The sequence below is a fragment of the Nonomuraea sp. NPDC049028 genome (assembly GCF_043197735.1).
Classification (GTDB): Bacteria; Actinomycetota; Actinomycetes; order Streptosporangiales; family Streptosporangiaceae; genus Nonomuraea.
The window spans coordinates 295149-315147 of the sequence record NZ_JBICTR010000015.1; the positions used below are offsets into that span (position 1 = coordinate 295149).

Annotated in this window: 12 protein-coding genes; 5 read left to right on the forward strand and 7 right to left on the reverse strand. The window is 71.4% G+C overall.

What is annotated here, in order from left to right:
• Positions 1–88 precede the first annotated feature (88 nt).
• The gene (gene fxsT / locus ACGFJ2_RS48925; protein ID WP_393480332.1) at positions 89–3130 is read right to left on the reverse strand and encodes an FxSxx-COOH system tetratricopeptide repeat protein; all 3042 of its coding nucleotides are present in this window, start codon (positions 3128–3130) and stop codon (positions 89–91) included.
• Between the two features lie 85 nt (positions 3131–3215).
• Between fxsT and ACGFJ2_RS48930 the strand changes: the two genes are divergently transcribed.
• Positions 3216–5252: an alpha-amylase family glycosyl hydrolase gene (locus ACGFJ2_RS48930; RefSeq protein WP_393480334.1), complete on the forward strand. Its 2037-nt coding sequence runs from the start codon at positions 3216–3218 to the stop codon at positions 5250–5252.
• A 3-nt stretch (positions 5253–5255) separates the two neighbouring features.
• Here the strand turns inward: ACGFJ2_RS48930 and ACGFJ2_RS48935 are convergent, their stop codons facing one another.
• On the reverse strand, positions 5256–7061 hold the full coding sequence (locus ACGFJ2_RS48935; protein WP_393480337.1) for a GMC oxidoreductase: 1806 nt from the start codon (positions 7059–7061) through the stop codon (positions 5256–5258).
• A 117-nt stretch (positions 7062–7178) separates the two neighbouring features.
• Here ACGFJ2_RS48935 and ACGFJ2_RS48940 point away from each other — a divergent pair, with 117 nt between their 5' ends.
• Positions 7179–9665: an AAA family ATPase gene (locus ACGFJ2_RS48940; protein WP_357953290.1), complete on the forward strand. Its 2487-nt coding sequence runs from the start codon at positions 7179–7181 to the stop codon at positions 9663–9665.
• 47 nt (positions 9666–9712) lie between these two features.
• Here ACGFJ2_RS48940 and ACGFJ2_RS48945 read toward each other — a convergent pair whose 3' ends face one another.
• Genes ACGFJ2_RS48945 through ACGFJ2_RS48955 form a run of 3 tightly spaced genes read right to left on the reverse strand, consistent with a single transcriptional unit; the run spans position 9713 to position 11505 of the window.
• A complete protein-coding gene (locus ACGFJ2_RS48945) occupies positions 9713–10579 on the reverse strand; it encodes an SMP-30/gluconolactonase/LRE family protein (RefSeq protein WP_357953291.1) in 867 nt (288 codons plus the stop codon).
• 41 nt (positions 10580–10620) lie between these two features.
• Positions 10621–10839 carry a hypothetical protein gene (locus ACGFJ2_RS48950; protein ID WP_393480340.1) on the reverse strand — a complete coding sequence of 73 codons (219 nt, stop codon included), beginning with the start codon at positions 10837–10839 and terminating at the stop codon, positions 10621–10623.
• A 21-nt stretch (positions 10840–10860) separates the two neighbouring features.
• On the reverse strand, positions 10861–11505 hold the full coding sequence (locus tag ACGFJ2_RS48955) for an HNH endonuclease family protein (protein WP_393480342.1): 645 nt from the start codon (positions 11503–11505) through the stop codon (positions 10861–10863).
• Positions 11506–11620: 115 nt separating this feature from the next.
• Between ACGFJ2_RS48955 and ACGFJ2_RS48960 the strand changes: the two genes are divergently transcribed.
• From ACGFJ2_RS48960 to ACGFJ2_RS48970, 3 genes are all read left to right on the forward strand, one after another.
• Positions 11621–12244 (forward strand): TetR/AcrR family transcriptional regulator, encoded by a 624-nt coding sequence (locus ACGFJ2_RS48960; RefSeq protein WP_357953297.1) that lies wholly within the window; start codon positions 11621–11623, stop codon positions 12242–12244.
• Between the two features lie 31 nt (positions 12245–12275).
• A complete protein-coding gene (locus ACGFJ2_RS48965; RefSeq protein WP_393480345.1) occupies positions 12276–13694 on the forward strand; it encodes a pyridoxal phosphate-dependent decarboxylase family protein in 1419 nt (472 codons plus the stop codon).
• 199 nt (positions 13695–13893) lie between these two features.
• Positions 13894–15033: a monooxygenase gene (locus ACGFJ2_RS48970; protein WP_393480348.1), complete on the forward strand. Its 1140-nt coding sequence runs from the start codon at positions 13894–13896 to the stop codon at positions 15031–15033.
• A gap of 147 nt (positions 15034–15180) precedes the next feature.
• Here ACGFJ2_RS48970 and ACGFJ2_RS48975 read toward each other — a convergent pair whose 3' ends face one another.
• Positions 15181–17274, reverse strand: a complete 2094-nt coding sequence (locus tag ACGFJ2_RS48975) for a carbohydrate-binding protein (RefSeq protein WP_393480351.1) — start codon at positions 17272–17274, stop codon at positions 15181–15183.
• 186 nt (positions 17275–17460) lie between these two features.
• Positions 17461–19998: a carbohydrate-binding protein gene (locus tag ACGFJ2_RS48980; protein WP_357953305.1), complete on the reverse strand. Its 2538-nt coding sequence runs from the start codon at positions 19996–19998 to the stop codon at positions 17461–17463.
• Position 19999: the final 1 nt, after the last annotated feature.

Consider the following 19999-nt stretch of genomic DNA (forward strand, 5'->3'; position numbering starts at 1 on the left):
CCAGAGTCGGGTCCGTGAGCGGATCCGGCCTCAGGTGACGGCTGAGGGCTAACCCTCAATGCGGAGGGCTAACCCTGAATGGGGACGGCTAACCCTGAATGGGGCTCCTGCCACGGGCCAGAATCCGCTCGGCCCTCGCCCGGCAGGCGTCGGCCGACTCCTTTTCCACCAGCACCTCGTACGCCTCCGCGAGGTCGAGCAGGGTGCCCGCGACGTCGGGATGGCCGCCCCCCAGCACCCGCTCGGTGCCCGTGAGCGCGCTGCGCAGCAGGTCCCGCGCCTCGGCGGCCCGGCCGTCGGCCAGCATGGCCTGGCCCAGCCGGCGCACGCCGAGGTGGACGTGGGCGTGGTCGTCGCCGTAGGCGTTCCTGAACACCTGGATCGCCCGCTCCTGGTGGTCCCTGGCCAGCTTCGGCTCGCCGGTGTCCAGGTAGACCAGGCCGAGGTTGGTCAGCGGCATGCCCACCTCGCCGTGGCCGGGGCCGTAGCAGAACTCCAGGATCGACAGTGCCCGCTCGTGGCTGACCCTGGCCTCCTCGAAGTGGCCCGACAGGCGCAGCGCGTACCCGAGCTTGTCGAGTGTGTGGGCGACCTCGGGGTGCTCGTCGCCGTACACGGCGGTGAGCATGGACGCGGCCTGCTCCTGCAGCTTGACGGCCCGCTGCGGGCGGCCGGTGTCCTGGACTATCAGCCCCAGCCCGGACAGGGTGTGCGCGACGTCCGGGTGGTCGGGGCCGAGGATCGTCCGCGCCGTGGCCAGCGCCTTGGTCAGCCATTCCTGGCCGGCGCGCAGGTCGCCCGCCGTCCAGGCGGCGAAGCCCAGCTCCCGGCTGACGCGGGCGATCTCCCTGCGGTCCGGCTCGTGCCGGGCGGTCAGGATGGCCAGGGCGCGTTCGAGGGTACGCCTGGCCTCGGGCAGGCGGCGCTGGCAGACCAGCACGTTGCCGAGCCGTCGCAGGACCCGCGCCACGGCCGGGTCGTCGCCGCCCAGGGCGCGTTCGGCCAGCACCAGTGCCTGTTCCTGGGCGGCGCGGGCGCCGTTGACGTCGCCGGTGAGCTCCAGCAGGTTGCCGTGGTCGGACAGTACGGCCGCCAGGTCGGCGTCGGCGCCCGGCTGCCGCCTGACGAGCCGCAGCGCCAGCTCGAACAGCTCCTGGGCCCGCTCGAACGCCGCCCGTACCGTGAGGTAGTGGCCGGAGCCGCAGAGCATGCGCGGCAGGCCGGGCACGGCGATGTCCGCGCCGTCGGCCTCCTGGCCGAGGTGGATGACGTCGGGGATGACGCTGTCCCAGGTACGCCAGGTGGTGGGGTTCTCGGCGTCGGCGGGCACGACCGAGCTCAGGATTTGGACGGCGCAGGTCACCCAGGTACGCCGCTCCTCGTCGGGCAGCCTGGCCCAGACCGCCGCCTTGACGAGCGGATGCATGCGCAGCCGTCCCCTGTCCCGCTCGACGAGCGAGTGGCGCAGCAGGTGGGCGATGGCGTCCTGCAGGGCCAGCTCGTCCTCGACCGCGTCCCTGAGCGCGGGCGGCAGCACGCCGGGCATGGAGTCCAGCAGGTCGAGCGAGACGCCGCCGGGGCCCAGCGTCGCGCACAGGTGCAGCAGCTCGATGGCGACCGGCGAGGCCCGCGCGACCCGCTCGAAGGCGAGCTGCCAGACCGTGGCGAACGCCTTGTCGCGGGTCAGCAGCTGATCCGCGCGGCGGCGGAACAGATCGCCGTACTCATCCAGCTTCATACCGGTCTGCTCGCTGTAGGCGGCGGCCTGCTCCAGCGCGAAGGGCAGGTCACCGAGCTGTTCGGCCAGCGCCCAGGCACCGCTGGTCCTGGCCACGCGCGTGGCCAGGAAATCGACTGACTCGGCCCGGGAGAAGGAGCCCACGCGCACGCCCACGGCCAGCTGGCCCCAGGCGGGGTTGCGCGAGGTCACGATGACGTGCCCGGCCCGCAGGGACGACAGGAACGCCTCGATCAGCGTGCCGTCCTCGACGTCGTCGAGGATGAGCAGCCAGCGGTCCATCCCGGCCAGGCGCTCGGCCAGCGCGGCGAGGATCTCGCCGCGGTCGGCCTGCTGACGTACGCCAAGACGCAGCGCCAGCTCCGCCAGCACGCTCCAGAAGGCCACGGGCTCGGCGGCCGGCGCCTCCCAGACCACGTCGTAGTCGGCGGCGTGCCGGTGCGCGTACTCCAGGGCGATCTGCGTCTTGCCGGTGCCGCCGAGACCATGCAGCGCCACCACCCGGGGCGGCGGACGCGTCGTCGGCTCGGTCAGCGCGCCCTCGATCTCGGCCAGGATCGTCTGGCGGCCGGAGAACACGTGGTTGCGCGAGGGCAGGTTGATGATCCGCCGCGGCGGCGCGTCCTGGCGCGGCGGCGGGGCGGGGCTGCCGTCGAGTCCCGGATCGTGCAGCAGGATCGCCTGGTGGGTGGCCTGCAGCGCCGGGGCGGGGTCCACGCCGAGCTCCTCGGCCAGGATCCGGCGGACCCGGTCGTAGACGTTCAGCGCGTCGCCCTGCCGCCCGCACCGGTAGAGCGAGCGCATGAGCTGGGCGACGGACCTCTCGCGCAGCGGATGCTCACTGACGCGCTGCTCCAGCCGCGGCAGCGCCTCGGCGTGCCGTCCCAGGGCCAGCTCGGCGTCGGTCCTGCCCTCCTCGGCGCTGAAGCGTAACTCCTCGAGCCTGATGGCGTCGCACTGCGCCCACGGCTCGGTGGCGAACTCCGTCAGCGCGGGACCGCGCCACAATTCCAGCGCCTGGCTGTACAGCGCCACGGCCCTCGCCCAGTCCTGCTGCGCCAGCGCGCGGGCGCCCTGCTCGACCAGCCGCTCGAAGCGGAAGGCGTCGACCTTGTCCGGCTCGACGACGACGCGGTAGCCGGAGCCGTAGGACTGCAGGATGTCGGCGCCGTTGAGCGCCTTGCGCAGTCGTGACACGTGCGCGTGCAGCGCGCTGAGGGCGCTCTTGGGCGGTGTCCCGCTCCAGACGTACTCGATGAGCTGGTCAGAGCTGAGGACCTCACCCTGGTGGAGGAGGAGGACTGCGAGAATGGCCATCCGCTGCGGTCCGCCGAGCGCGACGGAGTCGCCCTCGATCAGGACGTCGAACGTGCCCAGAATCCGGATGTCCACGCCTCTCCTCTCCTCTTGCCTGCGACTGTAACCCGGTTCAGATTGGGCAGACAGGCAGGAATACACAGCCAAGGAGCCCGGCGCCATGGCGAACATCGACGAGATCATCGGCCAAGCCCCGCCCCGAAGCATTTGGGAGGCCGTCTGGCCCCAGCGTGAGAGCTACCACCCGTCGCCGTCCGACTGGCGGGACGAGGTCATCTATTTCCTGCTGCCCGACAGGTTCAGCGACGGCCGCGAGCACGGGCGCGAGCTCGTCGACCGGGCCCGGCCGGCGAACTCCCGTCCGGCCGGGTGGATGTGGAACCAGTGGGCGGCCTCCGGCCGGGACCGCTTCCAGGGCGGCACCCTGCGGGGGGTCATCTCCAAGCTCGGCTACCTGCGCGAGCTCGGCGTGACCGCGCTGTGGATCGCGCCCGTGTGGAAGCAGCGGCCCGTCACGACCGTGGACGGCGTCCCCGCGCCGGACGACCCCCACGGCTACTCCATCCAGCACTTCCTGGACGTCGACCGCAGATTCGGCACCCGCGAGGACCTGGTGGAGCTGGTCGGCAAGGCCCACGAGCACGGCATCCGCGTCATCCTCGACATCCTCATCAACCACACCGGCGAGAACTGGGACTACGACCTCGGCACCCCCGGCTCCCCCCAGTACGTGGTCCGCCCGCCGTACGCCGGCCGGGACGGGAAACTGCCGTTCGGCGCCTGGCGTGACGGCACCGGGGGGCGCCTGCCGCACGGCACCGCGCCCACCGAGCCCGACCACGGCGTGTGGCCGAGCGAGCTGCACGACCCCGACGCCTACACCAGGGCGGGCGGCGACGGGCTCGGCTGGGGCCAGGGCGGCGACGACGAGCCGGACGCGCCCTACCGGCGGGCCGACTGGTTCAGCCGGGACCTCGACCAGTCCAAAGAGCTGCAGACGATCATCCGTATCTGGACCTACTGGATGGCGCTCACCGACATCGACGGGGTACGCATCGACACGCTCAAACACGTGCCGCCGCGCGACGCCACGTTGTTCTGCGGGGCGCTCAGGGAGTTCGCCGACGGGCTGGGGAAGGCGAACTTCCTCATCGTGGGAGAGGTCGGCGGCGGCGACACGATCGAGGAGCGGTACCTGGACCTGATCGGGCGCAACCTGAGCGCCGTCCTGGAGACCGGCGAGACGCGGCGGCTCCTGCGCGATGTCGCGCTCGGGCGGGAGGGCTTCCCCTTCCCCGACGCCGTCGAGGAGTTCTTCCGCAGGTTCGCCACGCAGGGGGTCTCTCATCGCTCTCTCGGTTCCGTCTACGTCTCGATGGTGGACGATCACGACGATCTGTCGATCGATCCCCAGCTCCGGTTCGGCGCGCTGACGCCGCCGGGCCACAGTGAGCCCGATCCCCGCCAGGTCACGGTCGGGGTGGCACTGCTGCTGTACTCGCTGGGCATCCCGTGCCTCTACTACGGCATCGAGCAGGGGCTGACGGGCCCGGAGGAGAGCGAGCGGGGATGGCTCATGGGTGAGGGCTGGGGCCGCCGCGAGCTGTCGGGGGATCGGTATCTGAGGGAGGCCATGTTCGGGCCCGAGCATCCGCGCAAAGCGGGCGCCGCCGGGCGGCCCGCCGACGGCGAGTCGCCGACCGCGGCGCACCTGTTCGACACGGAGTTGCCGGGGTTCGGCCCGTACGGCACCACGAGCCACCACGTCTTCGACCAGGACAACGAGGTCTACCAGCGGGTCAGGATGCTGCTGGCCGCGCGGGCGGCCCACCGGGCGCTGCGGGCCGGGCGGCAGTACCTGCGCAGGCTCGGCCGGGCCGACGGCGGCTACACGCTCCCCCGGCCCGGCGACGTCCTGTGCTGGTCGCGCGTACTGGCCGGGACCGAGGTGGTCTGCGTGGTCAACCCGAGCCTGACCGAGACGCGCGGCGCCCTCGTCGAGATCGACGGCGCCCTCAACGCCCGCACGCAGGAGCTCACCGTGGTCGCCAACACGGCCGAGATCGGCGGGGTGACGAAGCACCCGCTCAGGTCGGCCGTGACCGTGCTGCCCGGCCCGGGTGCCTCGCGCCACATCGAGCTGCAGGATCTGCCTCCCGCGTCCGCGCTGGTCCTGACGAACCAGCCGGTCAACTAAGGGTCAACCAGAAAGGTGGTCCGCCAACCGCATCGCCAAGGCCGTGAGCGTCAGCGAGGGGTTCGCGGCCGGCGATGTCGGGAAGACCGACAGGTCGCAGACGTAGAGGTTGTCGTGCCCCCACGCCTTCAGGTCGGGGTCGACCACGCCCATGCCGGGATCCTCGCTCATCCGCAGCGTGCCGACCTCGTGACCGACCGCCCCGAGATCGGCCGCGAACGGCTCCGAGACCGCCGGGTCGCCGCCCATGATCCGGATGATCCGGCCGCCGATCTCCCGCACCGCGGCGAGGTAACCGGGGATCTCGACCGGTTTCATCGTGATCACCGGCCGGCCGGTGTCCGGGTCCAGCTCGACGGTGTTGCCGTCGAGCAGCGGCACCGAAGGGAAGAAGACGATCTCGCAGTCCATCCTGGAGACGTCCGCGTGCGCCGGGACGGCGTCCTCGTCCACTCGGTACTGGTTGAGCCCCACACCCATCTCCACCACCACGTTGAGCGGCATCGCGCCGACCGAGCCGCGCAGCAGGATCTTGACCGAGTCGTGCGCGGCGTATCCGGGCGCGTCGCTCGGCAGCGTGAACTTCCAGACGTACGTGGGGTGGTCGGTGATCCCCTTGCCGACCCACTCGTTGTCGACCTGCGCTCTGCGGGCCAGCACGGCGCTGCCCACGGTGCCGGCCGCCATGATCACGCGCCCGCCGTCCGCCACCCGGAACACCCGGTCCTTCCCGGCGATCAGGTCACGGGCCCGCACGGCCGCCACCCTGGTCCGGCCGCCCGAGCGGTCCCACTCGAACCCGACGACCTCGTGGTTGAGGTTGACGTGCAGGCTCTTGTTCCAGCCGTCGCGCAGGCGGTCCTCCATCAGCAGCGCCGCCGTCGAGAAGATCCCTGAGGGGATGCCCAGCCGGTGCGCCACCGAGTTCTCGGCCGCCACCTGCACCTCGTGCTGGCGGAAGCGCTTCATCTGGGTGCGGAGCAGCTCCTTGATCGTCCTGCGGTAGTCGCTGAGCGTCGGGGGCGTGCCGTGCATCAGGTCGGTGGCCTCGTCGTACCACTCGGTACGCAGCTCCTCGCGGACGCCGCGCGGCCACGACTCGAACTCCCGCCCGTCCATCTTCGGGATCAGCGCCCCCCAGAAGACCGACTTGCCGCCCAGGCAGAACGCCTCGGCGACCTGCATCCCGGACGAACTCGTCCGGTAGCGCGCCGACCGGTACTGGTACCACAGGCCCCAGACGGTCCGGTTGGCCTCCGCGCCGGAGCTCTGCAGCCTGGGCATGTTGCCGACGTGGGTCGAGAACAGGTACCCGCCGGCCTCCAGCACGAGGATCTGCGGCATCCGCCCGCCCTTGGCCGCGGCCATCCTCGTCAGCTCATGGGCCAGCACGCCGCCGCCCATGCCGCTGCCGACCAGGATGTAGTCGTACACCGCGTCCTCGTCCAGCTTGGGGGCGAAGTGACGGCGGGCCGGGAGCGGGTTGGTGACGATGATGTCGTCACGGGTCGGGAACAGCTCCGACTGGGTGCCGGTCATCGTCTCGATCCGCTCGCCCGCCGCGATGTCCGCCGGCCAGGCGGTACGGTTGCCGTCCAGCGCCTCCCACGCCCCGTCACAGTGGAACTTGAACTCCACGGCCGTCCCGGCGGGCGGCCTGTCGAGCTCCACCCGCCACTCGTCCGCACCCTCCACGTAGCGGCAGGGCACGCGGGCCCGCCAGCCGTCGAGGCTGCTGAACACCCCCAGCCTCGCGTCGGGACGAATCGCCCCGCCCCTCAGCACGATCGTGAACGTCTCCCCAGCCATGCAAGCCCCCTCGCATGTCGCGCTAAATCTCCCGATGCTGGTATAGCTCGCGCCGCTTAACCTTCGCTTGCAGTCGGCGACAAGGGAGATGCGAGCGCGCAAGAGCACTGTGTGCGCATGCGAGAACGAGAGCTGGAATCGCTGACGGACCGCTTCGAGCTGGCCCGCCGGGGTGAGCCGGGGCTGGTCCTGATCCACGGCCCCGCCGGCATCGGGAAGAGCACCCTGCTGCGCCGGTTCCTGGCCACCCTCGACGACCAGGCGCACGTGATCGCCGCCGACGCCGTGGAGAGCGAGTCGGTCCTGCCGTACGGCGTGCTCACCAGGATCGCCGGTCTGCAGCCCGCGGACCCGTTCGAGGCGGGGGCCCGGCTCCGCGACCGGCTCGACGAGCTGCAGGAGGCCCGGCCGGTGGTGATCGCCGTCGACGACGCGCACTGGGCCGACTCCGTCTCGCTCACCGCGCTCGCGTTCGCCTGGCGACGGCTGCGGCCCGCCCGCGTCCTGGCCGTGCTGACCAGCCCGGACCCGTACCAGCCCGCCTCGCTCCAGCCGCTGCTCACCCGTGAGATGTCGGTACGGCTGGCGCTGACCGGCATCGGCGCCCGGCAGGTGCGCGCGCTGACCCACCTGCCCCTGACCGAGCAGGCGGCCGGGCGGCTGTGCGAGCACACGGGCGGCAACCCCCGGCACATCCTGCAGGTCCTGGAGGAGACGGACCTCGACGAGCTGGCCGACCCGCAGATCCCGCTGCCGGTGCCGGGGCAGCACGCCCGCGACGCCCTGGCCCGGCTGGCCTGGTGCAGCGAGCCCGCCCGGTCGCTGGTCGAGGCGGCGGCGGTCCTGGCCTGCGACATCGCGGCGGGCGGCGGCGGGCGGACGGCGGGCGAGGTTTCGCTCGGTGCGGCCGCCAAGCTGGCGGGCGTCGGGGCGCCGCTCTCGGCGCTGGAGGAGGCGCTGGGGGCCGGGCTGCTCGTGGAGCGGCCGACAGGTGCCGGGATCCTGATCCGCTTCTCATACCCGCTGCTCAAGGGGGCGGTCTATCAGCACATGGGCCCGACCAAGCGGCTGCGGCTGCACGCCGCGGCGGCGACGCTGACCGAGGATGAGACCACCCGGCTGGAGCACCTGCTGCGGGCCGCCGAACGTCCCGGCCCGGAGCTCGTGCGGGACATCGCGGCGGCGGGGCGACGCAGGGCCGCGGCGGGCGAGTGGGGGCCGGCGGCACGGCTGCTCGCGCAGGCGGCCCGGCTGGACCGGGAGCCGGGCGCCGACGCCGTCGAGGCCCTCCTGTTCGACGGCCGCCCGGCTGAGGCCCACGCTCTGGCGGTACGGCTCGGCGCCAACGAGCCGACCACCCGGTCAGGTACCTCTGCGACGGCTCCCTTAGAGACGGCCACCGAACCCTCCTGGACGGCTCCGTCGGACGCTGACCCTGGTGCGGGCTCCTCGACGGCCCTCAGGGTCGACACGGCGGACGGTCGTTTCGCGCGAGGGGTGCTCGCGCACTACGCCGGCCGTACCGATGAGGCGGTGGCGGCGCTGGCCGAGGCGCGGGAGCGGTGCGCGCGGCCCGTGCTGCTCGCCAGGATCGACGCCTGGAGCTGCCGCCCCGAGCCCGGCGACTATCTGCGCCTGATGCGTCACTCCGGCGGGCTGGGGGGCTCGCCACCGGCCAGGCTGCTCACCGCTGTGATGGGCAGCCTGGCCGACTTCCACCAGGGGCAGTGGGACGAGGCCGCGGCCCTGGGGCAGCTCGCCGCCGCGGTCGCCGACGAACTCGGCCCCTGCTGGATGTCGGCGCACGCCCACGCCGTGGCGTCTCTCGTGCCCGCGGCCAGGGGCGACTGGCAGCGCGCCGGACAGCACGCCGAGGCGGCCCGGCGGCTGGCCAGGGACGCGACGGCGCCGGTGGCGGTCATCGGCCCCGCGTACGCCGCGGCCCACCTGGCCGCCGCCCGGAACCGGCCGGACGAGGTGATCGCCCTGCTGAAACCGCTACTCGACCTGCTCAACGGCACCGAGCCCGCATCCGCCGAGCGTGGGCTGCTGCCGTGGGGCGATCTGCTGTTGGACGCGCTCATCACGGAGGGCGACCTGCGCCGGGCCGGTGACGTACGGGCCGGGTCTCCCGGTGTCCGGGCTCGGCTGCTGGCGGCGGGGCACGAGACCGAGGCGGCCACGACGGCGTTCGAGGCGGCGTGCGCGGAGACCGGGGAGCCGTTCGACCGGGCCAGGACCCTGCTGGCGTACGGGTCGTTCCTGCGCAGGCTCGGCCGCCGGGCAGCGGCGGCCGAACAGCTCAAGGAGGCACTGCGGGAGCTGGAACGCCTGGAGGCGGTGCCCTACGCGCAACGCTGCGAGATCGAGCTGGCGGCGTGCGGGCAGCAGCACGCGGTCTCCCCCCTCGGCCTGACGCCGCAGCAGGACGCCGTGGCCCAGTTGGTGGCCACCGGGCTGACCAACCGGCAGATCGCCCGCGAGCTGCTGCTGAGCGTCAAGACGGTCGAGTACCACATCAGCCAGGTGTACGCCCGCCTGGGCGTGTCGTCCCGCGTCGCCCTGGCCAACGGCGTCCGCGCCCGCGCGGGCTCATCAAGCTGAGGGGCCGTTCAGAGCCGCGCAGTGAGTCGGCCGCACACTGCGTCCGTTCAGAGCGCGCACTCCAGAACGGGCCGGCCGCGCACACCCGGCTCGGCGGCGAAGAGGGCGCCCGCGGCCGGCTGTTCCACCCGGTCGACGTCGAGGGCCGAGGTGGTGATGAACAGCTGGTCGAGGTTGTCGCCGCCGAAGGCGACCGCGGTGACCTTGCGTACCGGGAGGCGGACGACGGCCTCGAGACGGCCCTCAGGGCTGTAGCGGTGTACGGCGGCGCCGCCCCACAGCGCCACCCACACGCCGCCCTCGGAGTCGACCGTGAGGCCGTCGGGGGCGCCGTCGGCCGGGTCCACGACCGCGAACGGCCGCCGCCCGGTGAGCCCGCTCTCCCGGTCATAGTCCAGCACGTCGACCCGCCCGGTGGTCGTGTCGGCGTAGTAGGCGAGGTCGCCGGCGGGGCTGAAGTCCAGGCCGTTGGAGATCGTGACCTCCGGCAGCACCACGCGCAGCCCGCCGCCGGCCTCGGCCACGTAGAGGGAGCCGCGGCCCGGGGTCTCGTCGTAGGCCATGCTGCCGATGTAGAAGCGGCCGTCGGGGTCGCAGCCGCCGTCGTTCATGCGTACCGACGAATCGCTCCACGCCTCGCCGAGCGAGCGCAGCGGCGCGTCCAGGTCGTCGGAGTCGGCCAGCAGCAGCTCCCGCTCGGCCGCGACCACATAGCCCGCGCCGGCGGCGCGCGGGCGGATCGTCGCCGCGACCGCGCCGACGTGGCGGCGGCGGACCGAGCCGTCCGGGTCGAGCGCCAGCACGTCGCCGGCCATCATGTCGACGAACCGGAGGCCGCCCCAGCGAGCGGACCACACGGGGCCCTCCCCGTGCTCGGCGACGGGTGCGGTCACGGTGTACGCGGCGATGGTCATGCCGATCTCCTCCAGCTGGTCTCAGACCTCCCCATTGTCGATCACGAACGGCTGACCGCCGGGTAGGTCCGCCTCTGGCCCGTCGGCAGGTTCACCACGTCGGGTCCCTCCGCGCGGGCGTCCGCCAGGGACTTGGCCAGCTCACGCAGCAGGGCGCGCGTGGCCGAGCCGGTGAGCGCGGCGCCGATGATCCGGCCGTCCACGCGGGCCCGCTCGATCAGCTGGGCCCGCACCTGGTGGCGGCGCTCCCGGGTGAACATCACCCGGCCCTATCTCGGTGATCAGGACGAGCAGGTGTTGAGCATCTCATGCAGCGCGGCCTTCTCCGCCTTCGTGATCCGCAGCGCGTAGTGCCGCTTGACGGTGATCCACGACCGGGCGTACGTGCACCAATAGCCGATGACCGGCGGCCGCCAGGTGATCGGCGTGCTGCCGCCCTTGTCGATGTTGGCGGTGGCGCTGACGGTGACCAGTTCGGGGCGGATCAGGTCGTTGGCGAAGGCGTGGCGCTGGGCGTCGGTCCAGGTGTCGGCGCCCGAACGCCAGGCGTTGGCCAGGGGGACGAGGTGGTCGACGTCGATGTTCGCCTCGCTGGTGAGCAGCTTGCCGTCGTAGCGGCTGTACCAGGTGCCGGCCAGGACACGGCAGGACGCGTCGCGCCGGACGGCCTGTCCGTCACGGTTCAGGACGATCTCTCGGGTGTCGCACGCGCCCCGCTGCGGGGCCCATTCGGGCATGAAGCGGGTGTGGCTGTAGCCGTGGAGTGTGCCCCTCTCGCCGACGGTCAGGCCGTCGAGCGCCGTACGGGCTTCGCCCACCGAGATCGGGACGGGCATCGCGCGCGCGGTCGCGGCGGCGCCGGCCGGCGGAACGAGCAGGAGTGTCGCGAGGAAGGGGACCACGAACCGCCCTGAGAAGATGGTCATGGATTACCAGTAACAGCCACCCCAAAGGAATGTCACGAAAAGTAATTGAGATGGCACCTAAAGTGACTCCATCAAGTGATTGACGGAGTAGCGGAAGCCGAATTAGTTTCGTTCCATGAGAGACAGTGACCAGGTCACCGTGATCATGAAAGTCGCGACGCAGCTCTTCGCGGCACTCGGCTTCGACGGCACCTCCACCAGGCAGATCGCCGACGCGGCGGGCCTGAACATCGCCACCGTCAACTACCACGTCGGCGGCAAGCGGGAGCTCTACCTCGCCGTGATGGAGCGCGCCCACCAAGCCGAGCGCGCCGCCCTGGAGGGGGCGCTGGGCCGCCTGGGCGGCGATGACCCGGTCACCGGGATTCACCGATTGATCGACGACTACCTGGACTTCTGCGTGGTCCATCCCGAGGTGCCGGCGCTGTGGATGCACCGCTGGCTCTCCGACGCCAGCGACCTCACCGAGCTCGAACGCCACTACGTCCAGCCGCTGGTGGTCATGGTGACCGACGCCCTGCGTCCCTCGGTCGCGGCCGGGGTGATCGACAACGCGGTCGACCTGGAGTACGCCATGTGGTCGGTGATCTGGTGCGTGCACGGGTTCGCCAAGGGCGGCGTGCTGGACGAGGAGGGCCACCGCAGGGGCGGGAGCGACACGGTGGCGCTGCGCCGCTTCCGCGCCCACCTGCACCTGACCGTGCACCGCATGCTCGGACTGCCCGGCGAAACCCCGTGACCACGGCGGCGCCATGATGCGAGGAGAGCGTGTGAACCTGCCCGACACCGGGAGGACCGCCGACGAGCTGCTGGCCGAGGTGGCCCGGCTCAAGGAGCACGATCTGCCGGTCAGGGGCGGCCAGGTGACCGCCTATGTCTACGACAGCGGCCGGGACGGCGTTCACGAGGCGGCGGCCCGCGCCTACGCGGAGATGCTGGAGGTCAACTGCCTCGACCCGACGGCCTTCCCCAGCGTGGTGGAGATGGAGAGGCAGGTCGTCGGCGCCGTCGCCGACCTGCTGGGCGGCGGCCACGGCATCTTCACCAGCGGCGGCACCGAGTCGATCATGCTGGCGGTGAAGGCCGCCCGCGACACGGCCCGGCGCGACCGGCCCAACCTGGTGCTCCCCGTCACCGCCCATCCGGCCTTCCACAAGGCGGCGCACTACCTCGGGCTCGAGGTCAGGCCGGTGCCGGTCGATCCGGTCACGTTCAAGGCCGGCGCGCGGGCCGTGGCGGCGGCGATGGACGACGGCACCGTCCTGGTCGTGGCCTCGGCGCCGTCGTACCCCCAGGGCGTGATCGACCCGGTCGAGGAGATCGCGGCCGTGGCCGCCGCCGCGGGCGTCGGCTGCCATGTGGACGCGTGCGTGGGCGGGTGGTTACTGCCGTGGCTGCGGGCGGCCGGCGCGGCGATCTCGCCGTTCGACCTGTCGGTGCCGGGGGTCACCTCGCTCTCCTGTGACCTGCACAAGTTCGGGTACGCCCCGAAGGGCGCCTCGGTCGTGCTGTTCGCCGACCCGGCGACGCGCCGAAAGGCGTACTTCGCCTCGGCCGCCTGGCCCGGCTACACCGTCATCAACGCCACCGTGCAGAGCTCCAGGTCGGCGGGGTCGCTCGGCGGGGCGTGGGCCACGCTCCAGGCTCTGGGCCGCGACGGTTACCTGGCTCTGGGCCGGACCACGCTGGAGGCGACGGCCAGATTACGCGCGGGCATCGCGGCGATCCCGGGGCTGCGGGTGCTGGGCGATCCGGAGAGCTCGCTGGTGGCGTTCACCTCGTCGGAGCTCGACGTGTTCGTCCTGGCCGACGAGGCGCGGCGGCGCGGCTGGTACCTCCAGCCGCAGCTGTCGTACGCGGGCATCCCGGCCAACCTGCACATCACGGTCACCGGGGTGACGCTCTCGGGGATCGAGGCGCTGCTGAAGGTCATCGGCGAGTCGGCGGCGGCCGCCCGGACGCGCGGCCCGGCCGTACTCCCCGACGGGCTGATCGACCTGGTCGTGGACCTCGACCTGGAGGCACTGGACGACGCGGCCTTCGCGGAGCTGGCCGCGGCGGTCGGCGTGGACCTGCGGCCCGGCGCGGGGCAGCCGGAGATGGCGCTGGTCAACGCGGTCCTGGACGCGCTGCCCGCGCCCCGGCGGGAGGCGGTGCTGGTGCGCTTCCTGTCAGTGATCTACAGCTGACAAGCCGGTGATCTACAGCTGACAAGCCGGTGATCCGCGGCTCGCATGCCGGTGATCTACCGCTGACGAGCCGGCGATCTGCGACTAACGTCGCAGTCCCGCGTATTCGGGAGGCGGACCCCGGTCGTCATTCCAAGGAAGGACACGGAACGTCCTCGGGAAGGATGTCCCCCGCCGGGTCACGCGGGACCGTGGAAGCATGATTCGACTAGCCCGTATCGCCGCCTCGTGCGCCGTGGTCGCCCTGCTCGCCTCGTGCGGGACGGCCACCACGGCCACCCCGGCGGCCCACCCGAGCCACGCCGGGGGACATGGGGCCAAGGTCGCGCCGGTGGCCGCCCCCTTACGCGACGGCGAGCGGTTCGAGTCCCTGACGATGGCGGAGCCCTACACGCCGCACGCCCCCAACGGCGGCACCGACGACTACCGGTGCTTCGTCATCGACCCCAAGCTGACGAAACAGGCGTTCCTGACCGGAGCCCAGTTCCAGCCGCAGAACGCCGACATCGTGCACCACGCGATCTTCTTCCGGGTAGACCCCCGGCAGGCCGCCAAGGCGAAGACGCTCGACGACAGCACCCCTGGTCAGGGGTGGACGTGCTTCGGTGACGCCGGCGTGGACGACGCCTCGTGGGTGGCGCACTGGGCGCCGGGCACCAACGAGACGCTGCTCGACTCGCGCTACGGCTACGCGTTGCCGCCCGGCAGCAAGCTCATCATGCAGATCCACTACAACACGCTGAACGTGGAAGGCACCCCCGGGTCCGACAAGTCGGGCATCCGGCTGCGGCTCACCGACAAGACCCTGGAGCCGTTGGAGACCGCGCTGCTCCCGGGGCCGGTGGAGCTGCCATGCACGCCGCAGGAGTCCGGCGCGCTGTGCGACCGGGCCGCCGCCGTCAAGGACGTGGCGCGCAGGTTCGGGCCGGGGTCCGAGGAGCAGGCCGACCAGCTGGCCAAGATGTGCGGGCCGCTCAAGCCGGGGCCGACGCAGCACTGCGACCGGCCTGTCCCGGGGCCCATCACGCTGCACGCGATGGCCGGGCACATGCACCTGCTCGGGCGCTCCATCAAGGTCGAGCTCAACCCCGGCACGCCCAAGGCGCAAACGCTGCTGAACGTCCCGAACTACGACTTCGACGACCAGGCGCTTCGTGTGCTGGCCAAGCCGGTCACGCTCAAGAAGGGCGACATGCTGCGGGTGACCTGCACGCATGACGCCGGGCTGCGCGCGCGGCTGCCGCAGTTGCGCAAGCTGCAGCCGCGTTACGTGGTCTGGGGCGAGGGGACCAGCGACGAGATGTGCCTGGGCCTCGCCATCTGGTCGAAGGCCACATAAAGCACCCGCCAGGGGGCGTAGCGCACGCAAGCGGGGCGCAGGGGGTAGGGCGCACGCACACCGCCAGGCCGGTGTGCGTGCGCCCGTGGTCGGGTCAGCCGAGCATGACGTGATCCAGGCCGGGGGCCGCCGCCCGCGGTCGGGGTGTCAGCCCAGCGTGACCCGGTCCAGGTTGGGGCCGCCGCCCGCGGTCGTGGCCGTGAGGCGGATCGTGTTGGCCCCCGCCTGGAGGTCTACCGTGACCGTGCCGTCGGCCCAGGTGTCCCAGTTCGTGGTGGCGGGGAAGGACCGGGTGGTCACCGCCGTACCGTTCACCGCGACCTCCATCGGCCGGTCCACCGCCGTCCCGTTGGCGTACCGGATCGTCAGGGGCGTGGCGCCCGCGGCGGCGGCGTTGACGGCGAACTCGACGTAGGAGCCCACGAGGTTGTCGTAGTTGACGAAGCCGGTCCCGGTGAAGCCGGTGTGGTTGGACTCGGCCACGCCCTGCGAGATCGTCGCGCTCTCCGCCTGGTACTCGGTGCCGGTCGGGGTGGCGGCCGAGACGTCGATGTAGTCCGCGTTCGGGCCGCCGTTCGCGGTGGTGGCCGTCGCGCGGATGGTGTTGGCCCCGGCGGTCAGCGGCAGCGTGAACGTGGCCGTCGCCCAGGTGTCCCAGTCACCGGTGCTGGGGAAGTCGCGGGTCAGCGTGGTGCCGTTGGCGGTGATGGTCATCGGGCGGTTGACCGTCGTGCCGTTGGCGTACCTGAGGGTGACGTTGGCGTTGCCGGCCGCGGTGGCGTTGACGGTGTACTCGACGTACGAGCCGACGACGTTGTCGTAGTTGACGAAGCCGGTGCCGGAGTAGCCCGCGTGGTTGGACTCGACGACGCCCTGCGAGATCGTCGCGTTCTCCGCCTCGTAGTGGGGGGTCACGGCGGTGGGCCGGGCGCGGATGAGACGGGTCTCGCCGGGGCGCAGGGTGGCGCTGTAGGAGGAGGCGACGGTGCCCTCTGAGCCGCCGGACCACAGGTTCGTGACCTCGGCCGGGCCGGTGAAGCCCACTTGCGACCAGGTGACGCTGACCGTGGAGTTGCCGGACGTACCGGTGTTGTAGAGCGCCACGATGTAGTCGCCGTTCGATTCCCGTTTACGCCAGACCTGGTTGACACCACTGTTCACAACCCGGCCGGCCGCGACGCCGTCCTGGTCGACGGCGATGAGCCGGTCGTTGGTCAGCATGGCCAGGTCGGTCGAGGTGAGCGCGGTCAGGTCGGTGCCGAGCAGCAGCGGGCTGGAGATCATGGCCCAGTGCGTCATGTGCGTACGCCGCTGGTCGGCGGTGAGACCGACCTGGTCGCCGTTGCCGACCTCCAGGGAGTCGTAGTCGTTCCAGCCGCCGGGACCGGCGTACTGCTGCCAGCTGGCGGCCGAGGTGAACCGGCTGGACACGTGCGACCAGTCGGTGAGGGGGAACCCGCTCCCGTTGGCGCCGGGACCGCAGTAGCACTCGACGTCGCCCTGGGTACGCCAGCTGTTGGCCAGCCGCTTCCAGGTGGTGGCCTGGGCGATGGGCAGGTTGTTGGACAGCGCGAAGTTGATCGGCCGGCCGGTTTGGCGCAGCGCCTTGTCCCAGGCTTCGACGTCGGCGACCGTCGTCGCGTCCACGCCGTCGATCTTCAGGTAGTCGACGCCCCAGGAGGCCATCTGGTTCGCCCAGGAGTTGATGAACAGCTGCGCGCCGGGGTGGGAGTAGTTCAGCCGGTACATGTTCTTGCAGTTGTAGTTCTTGTGCGTCTGGGAGGTGTCGGCGATGTCCTGCGCGTGGTACGAGGTGCCCTCGACGGGCTTGTTGGCGGTGACGGCGTTCTTGGCGATGCCGGGCGTGACGTAGAAGCCGAACTTCAGCCCCTTGGCGTGCACGTAGTCGGCCAGCGCCTTGATCCCGCTGGGGAACTTGGCGGTGTCGACGGCCCACCGCCCGAAGCCGTCGACCTGGAAGCCGTTGGAGTCGCACTTCTGGTAGAAGTCGTCGAGGTTGACGTAGACGTAGCCGTGCGCGGCCAGGCCGCTGCTGACCAGCGCGTCGGCCTGGGCCTTCATCTTGGTCTCGTCGGGCCAGCGTCGCACGAAGCTCCAGCTGCTCCATCCCATGGCGGGCCTGATCGACAGGCCGTTGTCGGACGCGGCCGCGGGCTGAAGGCCTGCGAACAAGCCCGCTAAGAGCACCGCCACCGCCGTGACTATCCCTCTCCCTCTCACGGGATCTCTCCTTTGCTCGTACGGCCGGCCCGGTGGGCGCCAAGCGCCGTACGGGGCCGGGGACTGTCCAGGGGAACGCTCCTCCGGTGGAGCCGGCGCGCCGCCGCTACGTGCGCCTTCTTGGCCATGGCCGCCGTTGGTGCCGGCCGCCGTGCGAAGCGTCCGCGCCCGCACGGCGGCCGGGGTTCAACCGATCGTGACGCGATCGAGGTTCGGACCGCCGCCGGCCGTGGTGGCGGTGGCGCGGATGGTGTTGGCGCCCGCGTTCAGCGGGACCGTGATCGACTTGGTCGTCCAGGTGTCCCAGTTCGCCGTCGGGTCGAAGGCGAGCTCGTCGGAGACGAGGGTGCCGTTGACCGTGACGTCCATCGGCCGGTTGGCCGCGGTGCCGTTGGCGAACCTCAGCGTCAGCGTGGCGTTCCCTGCCGACTCGGCGTTCGCCGTGAACTCGACGTAGGAGCCGACGAGGTTGTCGTAGTTGACGAACCCGGTCCCGGTGAAGCCGGTGTGGTTGGACTCCGCCACACCCTGGGAGATCGTGGCGTCCTCGGCCTGGTAGTCGGTGGTGGTTCCGCCGCCGCCCGGTGTCACGTCCACGTCGATGTAGTCGATGTTGGGGTTGCCGTTGGCCGTGGTGGCGGTGGCGCGGATCGTGTTGGTCCCGGCGTTGACCGGGACCGTGAAGGTGTCGGTGGCCCAGGTGTCCCACGTGCCGGTGCTCGCGTAGTCACGAGTGGCGAAGACCGTCGTGCCGTTGACGGCGATCGCCGACGGCCGGTTGGTGGTGGTGCCGTTGGCGTACCGGAACTTGATCGTCGCGGTGCCGGCGGCAGCTGCGGTGATGGACCACTGCAGGTAGGACCCGGCGGCGTTGTCGCCGTTGACGTAGCCCGTGCCGCTGTAACCGGTGTGGGAGTTCTCGAAGATCCCCTGCGAGATCGTCGCGTCCTCCGCCTCGTACCGGCCCGGCGGAGGTGTCGTGCCGCCGCCGGCCGCGTACTGGCCGCCGACCCACGCCTCGTCCACCCGCCAGCGGGAGACGCCGTGGTGGCCGGTCTTGGTGAGCCGGACGTAGCGGGCGGTGGTGGCGGTCAGGTCGATGAACTGCACGCCGCGCGCGTTCGGCACGGTGCCGGTCTTGACCGCGCTCCCCCAGCTCGACCCGTCGTTGCTGACGTGCACCTGGTAGCCGGAGATGCGGGCCGACCCGGACGACGGATAGACGGTCGAGTCCTCCCGCTGGTTGAACGCCAGGTATTGGATCCGCTTGGCCGAGCCCAGGTCGAACGTCAGGGAAGCGGGCTCGGCGGCGTTGCTGTCCCAGTAGGTGAGGTAGTCGCCGTCACCCGCGGCCGAGGCGCCGTGCCCGCTGGTGGAGGAGCTCGCCGAGAGCGAGACGCCGCTGTAGATGCCCTCACGGCCGCTGGAGATCACCTTGAAGACCGTGTCGTACTGGTCCCAGGAGGAGATGCCGCTCAGCGTCAGCGTCCCGTTGGCCTGCGTGAACGTCACCGGCGAGCCGGTACGCAGGTTCGTCACCGAGCTGATCCGGTAGCCGTTGTCACGCACGGACAGCGTGCTGCCGGACGGCGGCGTGATGACGTGGATGTAGTGCCGGTTGGGATCGGTCTTGGAGATCGTGGTCACGCCGTGGGCGCCGTTGTTCCAGAAGCCCGGTTTGAGCCCGCCGAACATGTAGCCGCCGCCCTCGGTGCCGCCGAGCGACTCCCAGATATCCTCCAGGTAGGTGTTGGCGAAGTTGTTGAAGCTCACCTGCTGGGCGGGGAACTTGCCGTTGACCATCGCTGTCTCGGCCATCAGCGCCTTCACCGACGATCCGGCGTTGGTGATGAGCCGGCCCAGCGTGAGCTTGCGGTCCACCGCCTCGTCCGACCCGCCGTACCACCAGGGGCCGCCGGTCGGCAGCTTGAAGTCGGCCTCGATCAGCCTCGGCAGCGCCGTGTAGACCGCCTGCGGGTAGTCGTAGGAGGGCGACATGCCGGTCTTCTGCTCGTTGCTGATCATGTCCATGATCGGCGTGTCTTCGTTGTTGTTCGAGATCGTCATGTCCGGGCGCTGCTGGTAGATCTTGGCGTAGAGGTTGTTGCTCTCCCAGTAGGCGTTGTCGTTGTCGATCCAGAACCCGGCCAGCTTCGGATAGCGCTGCATCTGCTCGAAGAACTGCAGGTAGCTGAACTCCCCGAACCCGTCACGGGTGGTCAGGTCCACGTTGTGGCCGACGTAGCTGGAGAAGGCCGAGGAGTTGAGCCAGTCGCCGGAGCTGAGCCCCTCGTTGTGCCACTGCGGGTCGTCGGTCATGTAGTTGATGACCTTCAGCCCCTGCGCGTCGGCGGCGTCGATCAGCTCGCCCAGGAAGTCCCGCGTGGTGCGGCACGAGCCCGGGATCGACGACGGGTACGGCCGGGCGTAGCCGAGCCTGCTGTGGAAGGTGGCCAGGACGATGTACTGGGCGTGCAGCTTCTTGGCCTCGTTTACCCAGTAGGAGGCGCTCCAGCCGCCGTTGGTCACGTCGGCTTCCCAGCCGCTGCAGCTGGTGTGCTGCGGCGAGGTGCGCTCGCCCCAGTGCAGGAAGAGGCCGGCGATCGAGTTGCGCAGGAACGCCTGGCGCGGGTGTTGCAGGTCGGCCCGGGCGGGCAGTGCGGTGAGCAGGCCGAGCAGGAGGGCGAGTACGGCGAAGACCGCCGTACGCGACACACGGGACATA